This window comes from Streptomyces sp. NPDC006208, assembly GCF_040613775.1.
Taxonomy (GTDB): domain Bacteria; phylum Actinomycetota; class Actinomycetes; order Streptomycetales; family Streptomycetaceae; genus Streptomyces.
Genome location: NZ_JBEXSW010000035.1, coordinates 15,597 through 34,284 on the forward strand (window position 1 = coordinate 15,597; position 18,688 = coordinate 34,284).

The 18,688-nt window shown below is 71.1% G+C and carries 20 protein-coding genes; 13 read left to right on the forward strand and 7 right to left on the reverse strand.

Going from position 1 to position 18,688, the window contains the following annotated elements; all coding sequences use genetic code 11:
- Positions 1-18 precede the first annotated feature (18 nt).
- Complete coding sequence (locus tag ABZ208_RS26135; RefSeq protein WP_356911896.1) at positions 19-1,530, forward strand: glutamate-cysteine ligase family protein; 1,512 nt, start codon at positions 19-21, stop codon at positions 1,528-1,530.
- On the opposite strand, the gene ABZ208_RS26140 is transcribed toward ABZ208_RS26135, so the two are convergent.
- The gene (locus ABZ208_RS26140; protein WP_356911897.1) at positions 1,521-3,317 is read right to left on the reverse strand and encodes a substrate-binding domain-containing protein; all 1,797 of its coding nucleotides are present in this window, start codon (positions 3,315-3,317) and stop codon (positions 1,521-1,523) included. The genes ABZ208_RS26135 and ABZ208_RS26140 overlap by 10 nt on opposite strands.
- A 223-nt stretch (positions 3,318-3,540) precedes the next feature.
- On the opposite strand from ABZ208_RS26140, the gene ABZ208_RS26145 reads away from it, so the two are divergent.
- Positions 3,541-4,296 carry a CPBP family intramembrane glutamic endopeptidase gene (locus ABZ208_RS26145; RefSeq protein WP_356911898.1) on the forward strand — a complete coding sequence of 252 codons (756 nt, stop codon included), beginning with the start codon at positions 3,541-3,543 and terminating at the stop codon, positions 4,294-4,296.
- A 74-nt stretch (positions 4,297-4,370) separates the two neighbouring features.
- On the opposite strand, the gene ABZ208_RS26150 is transcribed toward ABZ208_RS26145, so the two are convergent.
- On the reverse strand, positions 4,371-5,192 hold the full coding sequence (locus tag ABZ208_RS26150; RefSeq protein ID WP_356911899.1) for a PhzF family phenazine biosynthesis protein: 822 nt from the start codon (positions 5,190-5,192) through the stop codon (positions 4,371-4,373).
- A gap of 138 nt (positions 5,193-5,330) precedes the next feature.
- Here ABZ208_RS26150 and ABZ208_RS26155 point away from each other — a divergent pair, with 138 nt between their 5' ends.
- The gene (locus ABZ208_RS26155; RefSeq protein WP_328403070.1) at positions 5,331-5,933 is read left to right on the forward strand and encodes a PadR family transcriptional regulator; all 603 of its coding nucleotides are present in this window, start codon (positions 5,331-5,333) and stop codon (positions 5,931-5,933) included.
- Between the two features lie 76 nt (positions 5,934-6,009).
- Here ABZ208_RS26155 and ABZ208_RS26160 read toward each other — a convergent pair whose 3' ends face one another.
- Positions 6,010-6,438, reverse strand: coding sequence for an SRPBCC family protein (locus ABZ208_RS26160; protein ID WP_356911900.1), 429 nt, complete (start codon positions 6,436-6,438; stop codon positions 6,010-6,012).
- Between the two features lie 271 nt (positions 6,439-6,709).
- Between ABZ208_RS26160 and ABZ208_RS26165 the strand changes: the two genes are divergently transcribed.
- From ABZ208_RS26165 to ABZ208_RS26175, 3 genes are all read left to right on the forward strand, one after another.
- On the forward strand, positions 6,710-7,267 hold the full coding sequence (locus tag ABZ208_RS26165) for a Clp protease N-terminal domain-containing protein (RefSeq protein ID WP_356911901.1): 558 nt from the start codon (positions 6,710-6,712) through the stop codon (positions 7,265-7,267).
- Positions 7,268-7,298: 31 nt separating this feature from the next.
- Entirely contained in the window at positions 7,299-8,321 is a 1,023-nt protein-coding gene (locus tag ABZ208_RS26170; RefSeq protein ID WP_356911902.1) for an EamA family transporter, read from the forward strand.
- A 168-nt stretch (positions 8,322-8,489) separates the two neighbouring features.
- Entirely contained in the window at positions 8,490-9,464 is a 975-nt protein-coding gene (locus tag ABZ208_RS26175) for a DMT family transporter (RefSeq protein ID WP_356911975.1), read from the forward strand.
- Positions 9,465-9,684: 220 nt separating this feature from the next.
- On the opposite strand, the gene ABZ208_RS26180 is transcribed toward ABZ208_RS26175, so the two are convergent.
- Positions 9,685-10,350, reverse strand: a complete 666-nt coding sequence (locus ABZ208_RS26180) for a pyridoxamine 5'-phosphate oxidase family protein (RefSeq protein WP_356911903.1) — start codon at positions 10,348-10,350, stop codon at positions 9,685-9,687.
- A gap of 23 nt (positions 10,351-10,373) precedes the next feature.
- On the opposite strand from ABZ208_RS26180, the gene ABZ208_RS26185 reads away from it, so the two are divergent.
- Positions 10,374-11,705 (forward strand): aminotransferase class I/II-fold pyridoxal phosphate-dependent enzyme, encoded by a 1,332-nt coding sequence (locus ABZ208_RS26185; RefSeq protein ID WP_356911904.1) that lies wholly within the window; start codon positions 10,374-10,376, stop codon positions 11,703-11,705.
- Here the strand turns inward: ABZ208_RS26185 and ABZ208_RS26190 are convergent.
- A complete protein-coding gene (locus tag ABZ208_RS26190; RefSeq protein ID WP_356911905.1) occupies positions 11,696-12,775 on the reverse strand; it encodes a DMT family transporter in 1,080 nt (359 codons plus the stop codon). The two genes, ABZ208_RS26185 and ABZ208_RS26190, sit on opposite strands and share 10 nt — an antisense overlap.
- A 38-nt stretch (positions 12,776-12,813) precedes the next feature.
- Here ABZ208_RS26190 and ABZ208_RS26195 point away from each other — a divergent pair, with 38 nt between their 5' ends.
- Complete coding sequence (locus ABZ208_RS26195) at positions 12,814-13,719, forward strand: LysR substrate-binding domain-containing protein (RefSeq protein WP_356911906.1); 906 nt, start codon at positions 12,814-12,816, stop codon at positions 13,717-13,719.
- Between the two features lie 112 nt (positions 13,720-13,831).
- Here the strand turns inward: ABZ208_RS26195 and ABZ208_RS26200 are convergent, their stop codons facing one another.
- A complete protein-coding gene (locus ABZ208_RS26200) occupies positions 13,832-14,299 on the reverse strand; it encodes a pyridoxamine 5'-phosphate oxidase family protein (protein ID WP_356911907.1) in 468 nt (155 codons plus the stop codon).
- Between the two features lie 145 nt (positions 14,300-14,444).
- Between ABZ208_RS26200 and ABZ208_RS26205 the strand changes: the two genes are divergently transcribed.
- Positions 14,445-15,095 carry a cysteine hydrolase gene (locus ABZ208_RS26205; protein ID WP_356911908.1) on the forward strand — a complete coding sequence of 217 codons (651 nt, stop codon included), beginning with the start codon at positions 14,445-14,447 and terminating at the stop codon, positions 15,093-15,095.
- A gap of 16 nt (positions 15,096-15,111) precedes the next feature.
- On the opposite strand, the gene ABZ208_RS26210 is transcribed toward ABZ208_RS26205, so the two are convergent.
- Positions 15,112-15,558: a Rieske (2Fe-2S) protein gene (locus ABZ208_RS26210; protein WP_356911909.1), complete on the reverse strand. Its 447-nt coding sequence runs from the start codon at positions 15,556-15,558 to the stop codon at positions 15,112-15,114.
- 101 nt (positions 15,559-15,659) lie between these two features.
- Here ABZ208_RS26210 and ABZ208_RS26215 point away from each other — a divergent pair, with 101 nt between their 5' ends.
- From ABZ208_RS26215 to ABZ208_RS26230, 4 genes are all read left to right on the forward strand, one after another.
- On the forward strand, positions 15,660-16,514 hold the full coding sequence (locus ABZ208_RS26215; RefSeq protein WP_356911910.1) for a HipA family kinase: 855 nt from the start codon (positions 15,660-15,662) through the stop codon (positions 16,512-16,514).
- Complete coding sequence (locus ABZ208_RS26220; RefSeq protein WP_356911911.1) at positions 16,511-16,894, forward strand: DUF3037 domain-containing protein; 384 nt, start codon at positions 16,511-16,513, stop codon at positions 16,892-16,894. The genes ABZ208_RS26215 and ABZ208_RS26220 overlap by 4 nt, the downstream gene beginning before the upstream one ends.
- A gap of 202 nt (positions 16,895-17,096) precedes the next feature.
- Positions 17,097-17,858, forward strand: a complete 762-nt coding sequence (gene fabG, locus ABZ208_RS26225; RefSeq protein WP_328403098.1) for a 3-oxoacyl-ACP reductase FabG — start codon at positions 17,097-17,099, stop codon at positions 17,856-17,858.
- 17 nt (positions 17,859-17,875) lie between these two features.
- Positions 17,876-18,637: an SDR family oxidoreductase gene (locus ABZ208_RS26230; protein WP_356911912.1), complete on the forward strand. Its 762-nt coding sequence runs from the start codon at positions 17,876-17,878 to the stop codon at positions 18,635-18,637.
- The last annotated feature ends 51 nt before the right edge of the window (positions 18,638-18,688 follow it).

Genomic DNA, 18,688 nt, shown 5'->3' on the forward strand with positions numbered 1-18,688 from the left:
TCGAGGAGGGACGCTTCGATGGGGGAGAAGGTCGTGGCAGGCGGGTTCGACCTGTCCGATCGGCAGAGATACCGGCGGAAGTTGCAGCAGTGCCTGGCGGGGCTGGAGCGACTCCTGGCAGAGAAGAGGTTCGATCGACCCAAGAATCTGATGGGGCTCGAGATAGAGCTGAATCTCGCGGGTGCCGACGGCATGCCACGCATGATGAATGCGGAGGTGCTGGAGCGCATAGCGAGTCCTGATTTCCAGACCGAACTGGGAATGTTCAATCTGGAAGTGAACATCGTGCCGCACCGATTGGGCGGACGTGTGCTCGATCAGCTCGCCGAAGAGCTGCGCACCGGTCTGGGGTATGCGCACCGCAAGGCGCAGGAAGCCGGCACCGGAATTGTGATGATCGGAATTCTGCCGACGCTGCGCCAGCATGACCTGGTCACCGCGAACCTCTCCGACGTCGACCGTTACATGCTGCTCAACGACCAGATCGTCGCCGCACGGGGCGAGGACTTCAGTCTCGACATATCCGGCGTGGAACACCTCACCTGCACGTCGGCCTCCATCGCCCCCGAGGCCGCCTGCACCTCGGTCCAGCTGCATCTCCAGGTGACACCGGGACGCTTCGCCGATGTGTGGAACGCCGCGCAGGCGGTGGCCGCGGTGCAGGTGGCGATCGGTGCCAACTCGCCCTTCCTGTTCGGCAAGGAGGTGTGGCGCGAGTCCCGCCCGCCGCTGTTCCAGCAGTCCACCGACACCCGCCCGCCCGAGCTCCAGGCGCAGGGAGTGCGCCCGCGTACCTGGTTCGGCGAGCGCTGGATCACCTCGGCCTTCGACCTCTTCGAGGAGAATCTGCGCTACTACCCGCCCCTGCTGCCGATCTGTGACGACGAGGATCCGCTGCGGGTCCTCGACGACGGCGGCACACCGAGGCTGCAGGAGCTTGTCCTGCACAACGGCACGGTCTACCGCTGGAACAGGCCGGTGTACGGCGTTGTCGACGGGGTCGCCCACCTGCGGGTGGAGAACCGTGTCCTGCCCGCCGGCCCTACGGTGACCGACGTCATGGCCAACGTCGCGTTCTACTACGGGCTGGTGCGGGCCCTCGCCGAGGAGTCGCGCCCGGTGTGGACACGGATGCCGTTCACCACCGCCGCCGAGAACTTCGACACCGCGTGCCGTCACGGCATCGACGCCGAGCTCGTCTGGCCGCGGCCCGGCCGGGGCGGCGGTCTGACCACGGTGCCCGCCGTGAAACTGATCCGCGACGAGCTGCTGCCACTGGCGGCGGCCGGGCTCGACGCATGGCACATCGAGCCCGCCGACCGCGATCTGTATCTGGGCGTGATCGAGGAGCGGTGCCGCCGCCGGGTGAACGGAGCATCGTGGCAGGCCGACACCTACCACCGGGCGCTGGAGGCCGGACTGGAACGGGACGCGGCGCTCGCGGCCACCACCCGTCGCTATGTCGAGCTCATGCACGAAGGGGAACCCGTGCACACCTGGCCGGTGGGCTTCCCAGGGCCTCAGCCCTGATCCGCGGGGGCCCGCCGGCCGATCTCCACGATCGCCTCGAGGATCACACCCTGGATCTCCGAGGGGTCGGCGACCTGGCGGCCCGCGCCGCCGGTCGCCTCGGCGATCTGCTCGATCTCCTGCAGATCGGTCTCCGTCCCGACGGCGATGGCGATCACCGGCAGCGGGTGCTTGGGATCACCGAGCTTCTTCAGCCCGGAGATCAGCGCGCTGCGGGAGATGCTGAACCGGTCGTCGTTGGTGCCGTCGGTGATCACGACAAGTGCGTTGAGCTTGCCCGGTACATAGCCGGCCCGGGCCTTCTCGTACACCGCGAGCGTGGTGTCGTACAGGCCGGTCGCTCCGTTGGGCACGGTCTTCAGCTCGTCGAAGGCCTTGGACAGCCGCGCCCGCTGGGCACCGCCTCCCTTGCCTGCCGGGCCCAGCGGGCGAGTCGACACCAGCTCGCGGAAGTCCTGTCCGCCGTCCAGGCCGGTCGCGAACTCCGACAGCCCGAGCTCGTCGTCGGGGGAGAACCGGTCCATGGTCCGGCGCAGGGATGCCTTGGTGGCCTCCAGCCGGGTCCTGCCGCCACTGCCGGGTACCGGGGTCTGCATCGAGCCCGAGATGTCGACGACCGCGGTCAGCCGGGCACTCTGCACGGTGATCGTCCACATGCCGAGCGTCTCCTCCAGGGCGTCCGGTGAGAGCGGCTCCGACCGGCCTGCGGCCGCGTACCGCTGTGGTGACCGCCCGCCCGCCGTCCCCACGACCTGCGGGCCGGCCGTGGCGTCCGCCGCCCGGAAGCCGCTCCTGTCGAGTGTGCGGCGGGACTCCGGCTCCGCCAGCAGCGCCATGAAGCGTGTCGCCGCCCGGCTCTCGTCGGTGCTCAGGCGTGACTCGTCGACCAGGTGGTACGGGTAGTCGAGCAGCGGCGCGACATCCGTCGGGTAGAAGAGCGCGAGCTTCGGCGCCGCCACGTCGGCGTCCGAGTTGAAGGCGAAGGCCGCCTGCTCGGAGAGGAAGACGGCCTGGTTGCGTGTCGGGTCGTCGGCTGACACGCCGGAGTCCGCCCAGGCGAGCGTGCGCGCGGCGCGCGCGTCCGTCGCCGACACCCGGCGGGACAACAGCCTGGCCGTGGCCGCCACGGTGGTGTCCCCCTTCGAGCCGGCAGTTTTCGCCGAGCGCGCGACACTGGTGAGGGCCAGCAGGCCCGTGGCGCTGCGGGCCGGATCGGCCGCGCCGAGGCGGAAATCGTCCGCAGCGGCCGACGCCGTCAGCTGTGCCCAGGTGTACGTCCTGGCCGGCCAGCCCAGTCTGCTGCCGGCCGACGGAAGCGTCGCGAGAGCGACAGGGGAGGCCGCGACATTGCCGGCGGCGGTGAGCGGGACGCCGCCGCCCGTGCCCCGGGCGCGCTCCGCCCAGATCGCCGAGTCGGGCAGCCACACCTCGTAGCCGAGGTCGTTGCCGGCCGTCGCCAGTTCCTGCGCCACCTGATGGTTCTCGCGGGCGCTGACGTGCACGTCCATGCACTGACCGTCCGAGGTGACGCGGTCCTCGCGGGCCCGGTCGGCTATCTCGCGCACGGCGGGTGCGATGTCCGGGGAGGCGACCAGGTCCAGCTCGACGGCAGTGTCCTCGCAGGAGCGGGTGAAGGACAGCAGGCCGGTCTGCGCCGCGACCCCCGTCCCCGCTGCCACGACGAGGACGAGCATCGTGGCGAGGGCGGCCGAGCGGCGGCGCGCGTGCGGCCGGCGGGACCTGCCTGAGTCCGTCGCTCCGTGGTCGGGCAAGCTTTGACGTCCCATGCGGTGGTGCCCCTCCTTGTGCGATGTGCGACGTGCGACGTGCAAGAAAAAGGGGACCGACGTCATCGCGTGACGTGTGTCCCCCGGCTCGTTGTGCGCGATCTTCGTAACTGCTTTCGAGACCCTAGCGGGGCGAAGATGAGCATGAGGCGGGATTACTCAACTGGAGGCAGTGGTGCAGGCGGAGGCAGGTGGCGTGGCTGGTTCTCTCCCTCAGGAGGGTATGTCGCGAAGGATCCTGAGGTCCGAGACCGTGCTCGTCCTCGCACTCTCGCTCGGCGCGAGTGCGCTGTCGTCGCTGATCAGCTTTGTCGGCTCGGTGACGAAACCGGGTGGTCTGAAAGAGCAGGCGGCAAACCTCAACAGCTCGTTCGCCCCCGGGCGGCCCTGGCTGGATCTGGCCTGGCAGCTCTTCGGGATCACCACGGCCCTCGTTCCGGTCGCGCTGGTGGCGCACCTTCTGTACCGGGAACGGGCCGGCGGGATGCGGGCGATCGGCTTCGACCGCACCAGGCCCTGGCAGGACCTGGGGCGGGGCACGCTGGTCGCCGCGGGGATCGGCAGCGTGGGGCTCGTGTTCTACCTCGTGGTCCGGGCGTCGGGGGCCAATCTCACCGTGGTGCCGGAGTCGCTGCCCGATGTGTGGTGGAAGTACCCGGTGCTGATCCTCTCGGCGATCCAGAACTCCGTCGTGGAGGAGGTGATCGTCGTCGGGTATCTGCTGCGCAGGCTGGACCAGTTGGGGTGGTCGCCGATGGGGTCACTGGCCGCGAGTTCGGTGCTGCGCGGCTCGTACCACCTCTACCAGGGCATCGGCGGCTTCGTCGGCAACATGGTGATGGGCGCCGTCTTCGTCCTGCTGTACCGGCGCTGGGGGCGGGTCGGGCCGCTGGTCGCCGCGCATGCGCTGCTCGACATCGTGGCCTTCGTCGGTTACGGGCTGCTGGTCGGGAAGGTGGGGTGGCTGCCCACGCCATGAGGCCGGCGCGATGAGCGGTACGAGGGGCGTACGGCCGCAGCCGTACGCCCCTCACGCTTACGTGGGCAACACCGTCAGGGTGCCGTGAGCAGCTCGCCGTCGATCACGGTCACGGCCCGGCCGGTGAGGAGTGTGCGATCGCCGCGCAGGGCGGTGTGGACCAGGCCGGAGCGGGCCGAGGCCTGCAGGCCGGTCAGCTCGTCGCGTCCGAGCCGGTCGGACCAGTACGGCGCGAGAGCCGTGTGCGCACTGCCGGTGACCGGGTCCTCGTCGATGCCCACCCGGGGGAAGAAGCCGCGCGAGACGAAGTCGTAACCGGCTGAGGGGTCTTCGGCCGCGGCTGTGGCGATGATGCCGCGCTCGGACAGCGCCACGAGCCCGGCGAAGTCGGGCCTCAGCCCCCGTACGGTCCGCTCGTCTGCCACCTCGACCAGCAGGTCACCGATGTGCACGCCGGTGTCGTGGACGGACACCGCCTTCGCGCCGAGGGCCTCGGCGAGGCCCTCGGGGGTCTCGACGGGGGTGAGCGGCGACGTGGGGAAGTCGAGGGTGATCGTTCCGTCCGGGTGGGCGGTGGCGGTGAGGATGCCGCAGCGCGCCGCGAAGCGGACCGTGCCGCTCGCGGTACCCGTGGTGTGCAGGACATGGGCGGCGGCGAGCGTGGCATGGCCGCACATGTCGACCTCGGTGGCCGGGGTGAACCAGCGCAGCGCCCAGTCCGCCTCGCCTTGGGTGGGCAGCGGGTGGCAGAACGCGGTCTCCGAGAGATTCACCTCGGTCGCCACGTGCTGGAGCCAGGAGGCGTCCGGGAAGCCGTCGGAGTCCAGCAGCAGCACTCCGGCGGGGTTGCCCGCGAAGGGGCGGTCGGTGAAGGCGTCGACGATTCGAATCCGCATGCAGTGACCGTAGAGGTCCGGCAAAGCCGCAGGCCAAGGCCAATTCGAGGTCGTTGGACCGATCGAGTCTTGTCCGGCGACACATTCCGATATATCGTTGACGCATCGCGACAGATCAACGATGGAAGGAGCGTAGCGATGCGTTCGCATGGACACGAACACGGTCGGGGTCATGGGCACTGCGGGCCCGGCCATCAAGGTCACGGTGAGTACGAGGCGCGGCGCGCGGCGTTCGGGCCCTGGGGGCCGCCCTTCGGTGGACCTTTCGGGGGCGGGCGCGGTCGCGGCGGCGGCCGGGGGCGCGCGCGGCGCGGTGATGTGCGTGCCTCGATCCTCGCCCTGCTCAAGGACCGCCCGATGCACGGCTACGAGATGATCCAGGAGATCGGCGAGCGCAGCGGCGGGGCCTGGAAGCCCAGTCCCGGCTCGGTCTATCCGACGCTTCAGCTGCTCGAGGACGAGGGGCTGATCGTCAGCGAGAGCGAGGGCGGCAAGAAGCTGTTCACGCTCACCGATGCCGGGCGCACCGAGGCCCAGTCGGGGCCGGAGGCTCCCTGGGAAGAGGCCGGGCGCGGCGTCGACTGGGACACGGTCAACGAGATCCGGCAGGCCGGCTTCGGTCTGATGGAGGCGTTCGGCCAGGTCTGGAAGACCGGTAGCGCCGAGCAGCGGCAGAAGGCCGTCGGCGTCATCAACGAGGCACGCAAGAAGCTGTATCTGATCCTCGCCGACGAGCACTGAGCCGTCCGGGACGAGCGCTGAGCCGGCTCTGACAGGAGCAGGGGTCCCGTGCGGGCCCCTGCTCCTGTGTGCGTGGTCAGGTCACCAGTCCGCCGAGCTTGCGCAGCGACTCGTTGAGCGCCGCGGTTGCCGAGTCCCTGAGTTTGCCGGCCATCAACGACACCGCGGCGCCGGTGAACTCCCCGTCGATGCGCACTGTGGTGGCGTCCCCGTCCGGGGTGAGGACGTACCGGGTGCCGACGTTGACGGCCATCGGGCCCTTGCCCTTGATGGCGAACACCCGTTCCGCCTCCAACTCCTCGATGGTCCATGTCACTTCGGCGGGAAAGCCCATCAGTTTCATGTTCTCCGCGAACGTGGCGCCCGCCGCCAGGGTGTCCGGACCGCCCTGGGGGAAGCTGGTGTGGGTCGCATTCCACCGGCCGTACGAGTCGAAGTCCGTCAGCTGGGCCCAGACCTTCCCGGCGGGCGCCTCGATACGTGCCTCTGCGCTGACTTCGGCCATGCGACCACCCCTTCGGGTCGGGTTTCGGTGTCGCGGAACGTAGCCGCAGGTGCCGGAACATTCAATACTGATGAACAGTCAGATTGCGCCGCGCGCAGATACGGCAAGGCGGCGCGCCCCGGAGGGGGAAACATGTCCCGATCTCATCCGTAAGGAGGACGGGCCGGCGCGCGTCCGCACCCTCGGTGGGAGGCGGAAATGATTCCCCGCGGGGACGCCGGGGCGGCCGCGAACTGATGAGGTGGGACCTGTGCAAAGTCCGGTCCCGCGGGTGCCTGCCCAGACCACCCCTCTCCGTGCAGCCGTCGAAGGCGTACTCACCGTGGAGTTGGCCTCGGTGGTCGCCGGTGCGCGCAGACGGGCGCTCAGGGACGGCGACCGGCAGATCGACACGGCTCATCTGCTCCACTCCCTGATGGAGTCGGACCCCGAGGTGCGGGCCGCCGTCGGAGACGCTTCCCAGATCGCGCGCGTGCTCGGCTACCTCGTGCAGCGCAGCATCGGCTACGGGCTGCGCTGGCAGAGCTCGGTCGAGGACTCCGGTGCGGTTCCAGTGCTGAGAGAGGGGCGAAGTGCGGCAGGGAGTCCGGCCCGTTGGGGGGCGGATTCGGGGTCGGGCTGGTCGCCGTCGGCGGTGGCCGCCATGGAGGGTGCGTTCGCCCGGGCCGGGCTGCGCGGCGATGCGCGTGTGCGGGGCACGGATGTGCTCGCCTGTATCGCCGTGGACCCCCGGTGCCGGGCGGTCGAAGTGCTGCGGCGGGCGGGGGTCGACACGAACCTGCTGGCAGAGCGGATACCGGGCAGGTCTCGACATGTGTCACCCGGGTGACGGTCCTGACTCGGCCTGACATGATGTGCCAATGCGTGCGTCTCAGGGAAGGAGCGCCGGCCTGGGACTCGCCCTTGGCTCGGCGTTCGCGTTCGGTGGATCAGGTGTCGCGGCCAAGCCGCTGATCGAAGCGGGGCTCGACCCGCTGCATGTCGTCTGGCTGCGAGTGGCCGGCTCCGCTCTCATCATGCTGCCCGTGGCCTGGCGCCACCGGGCTCTGGTGGTGCGCAAGCCCGCGCTGCTGGCCGGGTTCGGGCTGCTGGCCGTGGCCGGCGTACAGGCCTGCTACTTCGCCGCGATCTCCCGGATTCCTGTCGGCGTCGCGCTGCTCATCGAATACCTCGGCCCGGCGCTGCTCCTCGGCTGGATCCGTTTCGTCCAGCGCCGGCCCGTCACCCGGGCCGCGGCGGTCGGCGTGGCACTCGCCGTCGCAGGTCTCGCATGCGTCGTCCAGGTCTGGTCGGGACTCGGCTTCGACGCGCTCGGGCTGCTGCTGGCGCTGGGGGCCGCGTGCTGCCAGGTCAGCTACTTCGTCCTGGCCGACCACGGCACGGGCGGCGACGACGCGGCCGACCCGCTGGGGGTCATCGCGTACGGACTTCTCGTCGGCGCCGCGGTCCTCACGCTCGTGGCCCGGCCGTGGTCCATGGACTGGGCGCTGCTGGGCGGCAGTGCGGACATGAGCGGGACGGCGGTCCCCGCGGCGCTGCTCCTCGGCTGGGTCGTGCTCGTCGCGACCGTGCTTGCGTATGTCACCGGGGTCGTCTCGGTGCGCAAGCTCTCGCCGCAGATCGCGGGAGTGGTGGCCTGTCTCGAGGCGGTCGTGGCGACCGTGCTGGCATGGGTGCTGCTGGGTGAGCACCTGTCGGCACCGCAGATCGTGGGAGGTGCGCTGGTGCTGGCCGGTGCCTTCATCGCGCAGTCGCAGGCACCGAAGGCGCCGTCCGGGCCGGTTGCTTCGGGTGGGCCGCCGGCTGCGGGCGGTGCGCACGAGAGCCTCGGCGACGGCGTGCACCCGGAGGCCGAGTTGGCGGCCCGACAGCCCACGGCATAGGGTGCCGATCATGCACAAGACCGTACTTCCGCCGCCTGCCGCCTAGCGCGGGCGGCCCCTCTGTGACGAAGACCTGGCTCGGGGTGTCCCCGAGCGGTTTGTCGCTGCCCGCGTGACGGAGCCGAGCGACCAGCCCTTCAGTTCTTCACACGGAGAAGTCACGTGTCGATTCATTCCTCATCTCCTGCTGCCGCCACGCCTGTCGGCCGGAGTCTCGTCTGTCTGATCCTGGCCGGAGTCGCGTGGGGGACCGCGGGCGCGGCCGCCTCCCTCGTCTTCGCGGTGAGCGACCTCGGACCGCTCGCGCTGTCGTTCTGGCGCTGCGTGGGCGGCCTGGCGCTGCTGCTCGCGGTGCTTGCGGTACGGGGACGCTCCCGTGCCGGAGCCGCGACAGCGGTCGCGGCGGAGCCGCGGCGCCGCCGTCTGGTGCGTATCGCCGCCACGGGAGTGGGGCTCACTTTTTTCCAGAGTGCGTACTTCGCTGCCGTCGAGGCGACCGGGCTCGCGGTCGGCACTGTCGTCACGCTGGGCGCGGGCCCTGTGCTCATCGCCCTCGGCGCGCGCCTGTCCATGGGGGAGAGGCTCGGACGCGGCGGCACCCTCGCTGTCGCAGGCGCGCTCGCCGGCCTCGGTGTGCTGGTGCTCGGCAGTGACGGTGCCACGGTGCGGCCGGTCGGCGTCGCGCTCGCGGTGCTGTCGGCGGCCGGGTACGCGGCGATCACGTTGCTGACCCGGTGGCTGGGGCGCGAGGGGGGTGGCGGCGACTCGCTGTCGACGACGGCGTGGGCGTTCGCGATCGGGTCGGTCGGGCTGCTGCCGATGGCGGTCGGCGAGGGGCTGCTGCCCCACACGGCGGATCCGGCGCGCGTGGTGTGGCTGCTGGTGTACGTGGCCGCCGTGCCGACGGCGCTGGCGTACGCCCTGTACTTCGCGGGCGCGGCCGTGGTCCGGGCGGCGACCGTCTCAGTGATCATGCTCCTGGAGCCGGTGAGCGCGGCACTGATCGCGGTGACGGTCCTGGACGAGAGCCTGACGGCGGCGACGGTGGCGGGGACGCTGCTGTTGCTGTCGGCGGTGACGGGTCTCGCGGTGGCAGAGGCCAGGGGCGCGGCGCTGCGGCGGCGCGCGCTCGCGCCGGTGTAGCGCCGCGGACCTGCGTCCTTCGGGGGCGCTGGACCGGGGCGGGGCGGCTCGGTCCCCGACCGTGTCCGCATGCGTGATGCGGGACCGCGGAGGCCTCAGCGATCCCTCCTGCGGGACCCGGCTCTGTGGGCCGCGGGTCCGCAGGAGGCCCGAGCCGTCCCGGCGGATCTCCCCGTGCCACCCTCGCGGCGGCCCGGCCGGGGGCAGGGCCGGACGGCGGTCACGCGCGGGACGTCACATACGCGGGTACCGCCGTCGTGGCCGGAAGGTCCGCTGAGGGGACGGCCGGGCCGTAGGCCGGGGCGACCGGGACGACCCCCGCCCAGTGCGGGAGCGACAGGTCCGAGGGGTCGTCGTTCGGGCCGCCGGTGCGGGTCTTGGCCGAGACCTCGGCGAGGTCCAGGCGGATCACCGCCGTTGCCGCCAGTTCCTTGGCGTTCGCCGGGCGGGAATCGGCGGAGCGGCCGGGGATCGCGTGGTCGACCAGGGCGTCCAGTGCTGCCCGCTTCTCGGCCGGATCGGTGACCTGGTGCGCCGTGCCGTGGACCACCACCGAGCGGTAGTTGAGCGAGTGGTGGAACGCGGAGCGCGCGAGCACCAGGCCGTCGACGTGGGTCACCGTCAGGCAGACCGGCAGCCCCGGATCCGCCTCCCCCGTCATGCGCAAGGGGCGGGAGCCTGTCGAGCCGTGGACGTACAGCGTCTCGCCGACCCGGGCGAAGAGCGTCGGCAGCACGATCGGTGCCCCGTCCCGTACGAAGCCGAGATGGCAGACGTAGGCCTCGTCGAGTATCGCGTGCACGAGCTCCCGGTCGTACGACGCGCGTTCCCTGGCGCGGGTGGGGACCGTGCGGGTGGTCGGCTCGTAGGACATTGCGAACTCCATTGCACTAGTGCATAATCTTGTTTGTGCTAGGAGAGTATCGGATCGTCGGGCGCCGCGCAGCGGAGATTGCCGCGAGCGTCGAGCGCGGCGTCGGCTCGGGGGACCTCGAACCGGGCCAACTGCTTCCACCTATGAGGGAGTTGGCGCTGGACCTCGGTGTGAACCCGAACACCGTCGCCGCCGCCTACCGGACGCTGCGCGAGCGCGGAGTCATCGAGACCGCAGGCCGCAGGGGCAGTCGCATCCGCCCTCGCCCGGCCAGCACCGCGCGCGGCTCCATCAGGGTCGACGCGCCGCCGGGCGTACGGAATCTCGGCGAGGGCAACCCGGACACGGCCCTGCTGCCGCCGCTGCACGACGCGTTCGCCGCGGCGGCCCGACGCAACGCCGAGTCGCCCGTCTTGTACGGACAGTCGCCCCTCGACCCCGCATTCGCCCGGCTGGCCCGGGAGGCCATGGACGCCGACGGCGTACCGCACGGGCCGCTCGCCGCCACCTCCGGGTCTCTCGACGCCATCGAGCGCGTACTGGCCGCGCATCTCAAGCCCGGTGACGCGGTCGCCGTGGAGGATCCGGGGTGGGGGAGCGTGCTCGACCTCGTGCCGGCCCTCGGTCTGAGAGCCCTGCCGGTGGCGCTCGACGACGACGGCCCGCTGCCCGGTGAGGTGGAGCGGGCGCTGGCGGCCGGAGCCCGCGCGATCGTGGTCACGGACCGGGCGCAGAACCCGACCGGCGCGGTCGTCGGCCGGGAGCGCGCCAGCCACCTGCGTGACGTCCTCGCCCGCTTCCCGAGCACGCTGCTCATCGAGGACGACCACGGCCACGCCATCGTCGACCAGCCGCTGCACCCGCTCGCCGGGGTGAGTGATCACTGGGCGTTCGTACGGTCCACCGCCAAGGCGTACGGCCCCGACCTGCGGGTGGCCGTGCTCACCGGTGACGCCGTGACCGTCGACCGGGTGCTCGGGCGGCAGAGCCTCGGCCCCGGCTGGGTCAGCAGGCTGCTCCAGCGGGCGGTCGCCGAGCTCTGGGCGTCGGGTGCGGTCGATCCGCTCGCCGTCGCCCGCGCCTATGCGGACCGGCGCGACGCACTCGTCGAGGCCCTCGCGCGGCGGGGCGTCCCGGCTCACGGGCGCAGCGGGATGAACGTCTGGGTGCCCGTCCCCGACGAGACCGGCGCGGTGGCGCGGCTGCTGCACGCGGGGTGGGCGGTCGCTCCCGGGGCGCGGTTCCGGATCTCCGCACCCCCGGCCGTGCGGCTGACGGTCTCCGCTCTGACCGAGGCCGACATCGAGCCGCTCGCCGCGGCCGTGGCCGCGGCGGTCGGCCCGATGCCGGTGCGCAGTCACGGCTGACCGCTGCCCGATCCCTCACCGCCGCCGTCGGCGGGCTCGGGCCGTACCGGCCGGGCGGCCCTTGCCCGGCTCTGCGTGAGTGCCGCGCCCGCCAGCACGATCAGCGCGCCGACCGGCGTGTTCCAGCTGAGCGGCTCGTCGAGGAGCGCGACCCCGGCCGCCGTGGCGATGACCGGGATGAAGTACGTGACCATCTGCGCGGTCGTCGGGCCGACCTCGACGACCAGGCCGTACTGCATCAGCAGCGCGAATCCTGTCCCCAGCGCGCCGAGCGCGACCACCGCGAGCAGCGGCACGACGGGGAAGGAGCCGGGGAAGGAGGTGAACAACGGGGTCACGATCGCGAGTTGGACCATCGCGAGGCCCAGCTGCGTGCCGGTCAGCGACAGGTTCGAGTACCCGGTCCCGGCCAGTGTGCGGCGGACGTAGATCCAGCCGACCGGGTAGCTGAGCGAGGCGAGCAGCGCCATCGACGTCCCGCGCACGTCCAGGCCGGAGAAACCCTGCCAGGCCCCGAGCACGGTGAGCACACCGAGGAACCCGATGCCGAGCCCTGCGACCCGGCGCCTGGTCGGCCGGTCCTCGGAGAGCGCCACGAGGGACAGGGCCATGCCCCACAGCGGTGAGGTGGCGTTGCAGATACCGGCGAGCGTCGAGGGGATCGTCAGCTCCGCGTAGGCGAACAGTGAGAACGGCAGGGCGTTGAGCAGGAACGCCGCGACCGCCAGATGGACCCAGGTATGCAGACCGCGCGGCAGCCGGTCCCGGCGTACCGCTATGGCGACGGCCAGGACCGCGGTGCCGAAGAAGAGCCGGCCGAGGGTCACCTGGAAAGGGGCGAAGGCGCCGGTCCCCACCTTGATGAGCAGAAAGCTGAAGCCCCAGACGAGTGAGAGCACCGCGAAGCGGATGCGCCAGTCGACGGTCCGCCGGTGCCGGGCGGGTGCGTCCGGGCAGGAAGCGGCCCGAGTGGCGTCGGTCGGGGTGGTACGGATGCGGGCCGGTGCGCCCCGGGGAGGAGTTGCGATGCTCATGACCTCTACGATCCAGGCATCAACCTCGTAGCACAAGCGAGAAATGTTTGAGCCATTCGATTAGTATTGCTTACATGTTGAATCTGGAGCGCCTGCGCACACTCGACGCCCTCGCCCGGCACGGCTCGGTGAGCGCGGCCGCCGACGGACTGCATGTCACGACCTCGGCGGTCTCGCAGCAACTGGCGAAGCTGGAGCGGGAGGTCGGCCAGCAGCTGCTGGCCAAGAACGGCCGGGGGGTACGCCTCACCGACGCCGGTCAGCTGCTCGCCGACCATGCCGCGCGCATCCTGTCCCAGGTCGAGCTCGCGCAGTCGGACATCGAGGCCCAGCGGGGGCAGGTGGTCGGAGAGGTCAGGATCGGGGCCTTCCCGACCGCCGCGCGCGGCCTGTTCCCGTCGGCGATCTCCGAACTGCGCCGGTCCCATCCCGATCTGCGGGTGCAGTCCCAGGAACTGGAGCCCGAGCGCGGCATCCGGGAGGTCTTCAGAGGCGACCTCGACCTCGCCGTGGTGCTCGACTGGAGCAACAAGCGGCTGCCGGTGCCCGGCGGCCTTGCCCAGGCGCATCTGCTCGACGACGTGCCCGATGTGGCCATGCCCCTCGATCACCCCCTGGCCGGGCGGCCGGCGGTGGACCTCGAGGAGTTCGCCGACGACGAGTGGGTCTCCTGGCCCGAGGGCGAGTTCTGTCACGACTGGCTGGTGTTCACCCTGCGTTCCAAGGGCTTCGAGCCGCGCATCACGCATCTGGCGGGGGAGCACCACACCCAGCTCGCGCTCATCGCCGCCGGACTCGGTGTCTGCGTCGCGCCACGGCTCGGCCGCGGTCCCGTCCCGGACGGTGTCGCGCTCGTACCCGTGCGCCAGCACATGCGCCGGCATGTGTACGCCGTGTGGCGCACGGACGCCGACCGCAGGCCGTCGATCAGGGCGGCGGCCGACGCGCTGCGGCTGGCCGCGGGCGCGGGGGACAGCTGATACCGGGTCAGACAAGGCACGACGGCTCGGAGTCGGCTGACAAGACGACAGCTGATATCAGGTCAGTTGATGCGGGGCACCCGACGTGCCGGCCCGCAGGAGTGTCGGCGATTCAGGGGGCCGGCAGCTTCCGGAAGTCCCACGAAGCCACGGACCCCGGGGTCAGCCGCAGCCAGGCGTGCCGGCCGTCGTGCGGCATCTCGTCCATGCCGAAGTACTTCCGTGCGAACAGCCGCTCCGGTACGGCCAGTTCGGGGCAGGCCTCACCGGTGCGCGGGGACTCGCCGACGAACACGACGGCCCCCGACAGTTCGGCGCCGCGCAGTTCCCCGTACTCCTCGCCGTCGTCGACCACGACCGCGATCCGCGGATCGCGGCGCAGCTGGGCCCAGCGGCGGCTGCGCGTGATGGAGTAGAGCCACAGCGAGTCGCCGTCCCAGGCGAACCACAGAGCGCCGACGTGCGGCTGCCCGTCGGCGGAGACGGTCGCCACCCGGCAGGTGCGCTTCTCGGTCAGAAATGCGTCGAGCTCTCCGGCTGACATCATGATCCGGCGGCCCCGGCGTTGTGTGACGGCCATCTGTAGCCCCCCTCTGGCAGCTGACTGTGTGTCAGAAATCATGGGGCCTCTTCCGGCACAGCGCAACGGAGGCTACTCTCGCGCGCCCGGTCCCGCCGCAGAACGTCCGGCTCAGGACCCGCGGCCCATCCGTACAGGGGGAACCTTGCCATCCATCGAACAACTCGCGGAACAGCTGGAGGCGTCCAGCACCGTCCTGCTCACCGTCGAGTGCCAGCAGGGCGTCGTGGGCACGGACAGTGCCCTGCCCGAGCTGGCCGAGGCGGCCCGCTCCTCGGGTGCCCTGCACAATGTCGCCCGGCTGGTGGCAACGGCCCATGAAGCCGGCGTCCAGGTGATGCACGCCGTCGCCGAACGGCGTCCGGACGGGCGGGGTGCCAACCACAACGCCCGGCTCTTCCGGGCCGCCGCGCGGCTGCCGGTCCAGCAGCACAGCGGATCCACGGCGGTGCGCGTCGCGCCGCCGATCCAGGTCGCCGACGAGGACCTCGTCGTACGCAGGCTGCACGGTCTCTCGCCCCTGGCCGGCACGGACGTCGACCCGCTGCTGCGCAACCTCGGCTGCCGCACCCTCGTCGTCACCGGAGTCTCGGCGAACGTGGCCATTCCCAACGCCGTCTTCGACGCGGTCAATCTGGGCTACACCGCGGTCGTCGTCGCCGACGCCATCGCGGGCGTACCGGCCGAGTACACGCCCGCGATGATCCGCAACACGCTGGCCCTGGTCGCCACGATCGCCACCAGCGACGAGGTGCTCGCCTGCTGGAGGCGGCCGCGCCGGGCCGCGCGGGCCTGACCCGGCCGGCCGGGCGTCACGCGAGGGTGATCGAGTCGCCCTGGACCTTGATCGCGGCGGGCGGCAGCGGTGAGGTGGCGGGACCCGCCTTCACGCTGCCGTCCGCCACGTCGAACCGGCTGTTGTGGCACGGACAGTTGATGGTGCCGTCGGCGATGTCCTTGACCGCGCAGCCCTGATGCGTGCACTTGGACGAGAACGCCTTGAACTCGCCCGCACGCGGCTGCGTGACCACCACGTCGCCGATGACCTTCCCGCCGCCCTCGGGGATGTCGGCGGTCCTGGCCAGCTCCTTGCCGGCCGCACTGCCGATCGACGGCCCTCCCGCCTGCTGCTGCGACACGGACTGGCCCGAGTCGTCCGCGTCGCCGCACGCGCTCAGCGCTACGGCGAGACCGGCCCCGCCCACCGCGGCCACGACCGTTCGGCGCGCCACGGTCCCGGTGCTCTGCGATCCGGTCATACTGGCTCCCTGTCCACTGCCGGCCCACGCCCGGCCGGTTCACGATGGTGTACGAGTCGCCGGCCACGCTCGTTCAAACCCTCAAGGATTACTGTGGCGTAATGCTTTCTGAAGTCACGGCGACTCGCTACGTCACGCCCTTGCGTGAGGGCGGTTCGCTCCCGGGCATCGTCGAGGCCGACGACCTCGGTACGTACGTCATGAAATTCACCGGCGCGGGACAGGGCCGCAAGACTCTGGTCGCCGAGGTCATCTGCGGCGAACTCGGCCGCCGGCTCGGTCTGAGGGTGCCCGATCTCGTCAGCATCCAGCTCGACCCTGTCATCGGTCTCTCCGAGCCCGACCAGGAGGTGCAGGAGCTGCTCAAGGCGAGCGGCGGGCTGAACCTCGGGATGGACTTCCTGCCGGGGTCGCTCGGTTTCGATCCGCTGGCGTACGAGGTGGACCCGACCGAGGCCGGCAAGGTCGTCTGGTTCGACGCACTGATCAACAACGTGGACCGTTCCTGGCGCAACCCCAACATGCTGGTGTGGCACGGCGATCTGTGGCTCATCGACCATGGCGCCACCATGATCTGGCACCACAACTGGCCGGGGGCCGCAGCCTCCGCCGCGAAGCCCTTCGACGCCTCTGAGCACGCCCTGGCCCCCTTCGGCCCGGACGTCGCCGCTGCCGCCGCCGAGCTGGCGCCGCAGGTGACCGAGGAACTGCTGACCGAGGTGGCCGCCGACGTACCCGACGAGTGGCTGGTCGACGAGCCGGGCTTCGAGTCCACGGACGCGTTGCGCCGGGCTTATGTCGAGGCGCTGCTGTCGCGTGCCGCGGACATCCACGAGCGCATCGGTCTCGGGCCGCGGGCCGAGCGCAGGCCTTCGCAGGCGCCGGGCTGGCTGACCGAGCAGCTGACCCCCTGGCCCCACCCGACCAAGAAGAGCAAGAAGGACAGCGACCTGTGAGCGACCGTGACGTCTTCGAGTACGCGGTGCTGCGCGTCGTGCCACGCGTCGAGCGCGGCGAGTTCTTCAATGCGGGTGTGGTCGTCTACTGCCGTGCCAAGTCGTTCGTGGCCGCCCGCACCCATCTGGACGAGAACAAACTGACGGCTCTCGACCCGCACGCGGATGTGACCGGGGTGAGGGCTGCGCTGCACGCGGTCGAGGGGGTGTGCCGGGGCGGCGAGGACGCGGGCCAGGCGGCGCGTGACGACGCCGGGCGGCGCTTCCGCTGGCTGATCGCACCCCGTTCGACGGTGGTCCAGCCGGGCCCCGTGCACACCGGGCTGACGGCCGATCCGGGGGCCGAGGTCGAGCGTCTGCTCGATGTGCTGGTGCGCTGAGGAGGGCCGCAGTTGATGTGACATGTGCCGGACGCGCCTGGCGGCGTTGACACCGAGTGCCAGGGCTTCTAGCGTCACGTCTGCCGAAGGTACTAAGCGGTTGCTCAGTGAACGAGCAGCGAGCCGCCGCCGGCAGAGGATTCCAGGGTTGCGACCCAGGGCAACAAGGGCTTCAAGGACTTCAAGGGCGAGGAGAACCAGCATGTCCACCACCGAGCAGCGCGTGGCCATCGTGACCGGGGCGGCGCGCGGCATTGGCGCCGCCACCGCCGTACGGCTGGCGGCAGAGGGCCGCGCCGTGGCCGTACTCGACCTCGATGAGGCCGCTTGCAAGGACACCGTCGAACAGATCACCGCGGCCGGCGGCAAGGCTCTGGCGGTGGGCTGCGACGTGTCCGACAACGCGCAGGTGGAGGCTGCGGTGGCGCGGGTCGCCGCCGAGCTCGGCGCGCCGACGATCCTCGTCAACAACGCCGGTGTGCTCCGCGACAACCTGCTGTTCAAGATGAGCGAGTCCGACTGGGACACCGTGATCAACGTGCACCTCAAGGGCGCGTTCCTGATGGCGAAGGCCGTCCAGAAGCACATGGTGGACGCGGGGTTCGGCCGCGTCGTCTCGCTCTCCTCGTCCTCGGCGCTGGGCAACCGCGGCCAGGCCAACTACTCCGCGGTCAAGGCCGGTCTCCAGGGCTTCACCAAGACCCTCGCCAAGGAGCTCGGCAAGTTCGGCATCACCGCCAACGCCGTCGCCCCCGGCTTCATCGTCACCGAGATGACGGCCCAGACGGCCGCCCGCGTCGGCATGGGGTTCGAGGACTTCCAGGCCGCCGCCGCCACCCAGATCCCGGTCCAGCGCGTCGGCCGTCCCGAGGACGTGGCGAACGCGATCGCCTTCTTCACGGGTGACGACGCCGGCTTCGTCTCCGGCCAGGTCATGTACGTGGCCGGCGGCCCGCTCAACTGAATCGGAGTACGACGAACATGACTGCACAGGTGGCGGAGAGCGGGAAGGTCGCGCTGGTCACCGGCGCGAGCCGCGGCATCGGGTACGGCATCGCCGAGGCGCTCGTGGCCCGTGGCGACAAGGTGGTCATCACCGGACGCGGTGAGGAGGCCCTCAAGGAGGCGGTCGAGCGGCTCGGTGCCGACCGGGTGATCGCCGTCGCGGGCAAGGCCCACGACGAGGCCCACCAGGCCGCCGCCGTCGAGGCCGCGATGGACGCGTTCGGCAGGGTGGACTTCCTGATCAACAACGCCGGTACGAATCCGGTGTTCGGCCCGATCGCCGAGCTCGACCTCGGTGTCGCGCGCAAGGTCTACGAGACGAATGTGATCTCGGCGCTGGGCTTCGCCCAGCAGACCTGGAAGGCATGGCAGAAGGAGAACGGCGGTGCGATCGTGAACATCGCATCCGTCGCCGGAGTCTCCGCCTCGCCCTTCATCGGTGCCTACGGCATGAGCAAGGCGGCCATGGTCAATCTGACCCTCCAGCTCGCGCACGAGATGGCGCCGGGCGTCCGGGTCAACGCGATCGCCCCCGCGGTGATCAAGACCAAGTTCGCCGAAGCCCTGTACGAGGGCCGGGAAGCGGAGGCCGCCGCGGCCTACCCGCTGGGGCGGCTCGGGGTGCCCTCGGACATCGGTGGCGCCGCCGCGTTCCTCACCTCCGACCAGTCGGACTGGGTCACCGGCCAGACACTGGTCGTCGATGGGGGTATCTTCCTCAACGCGGGAGTCCACTGACGCCCTCCGGCCCGTCCTGAGCCGGTTTGTTCCTGAATGATCCAAGTGCCC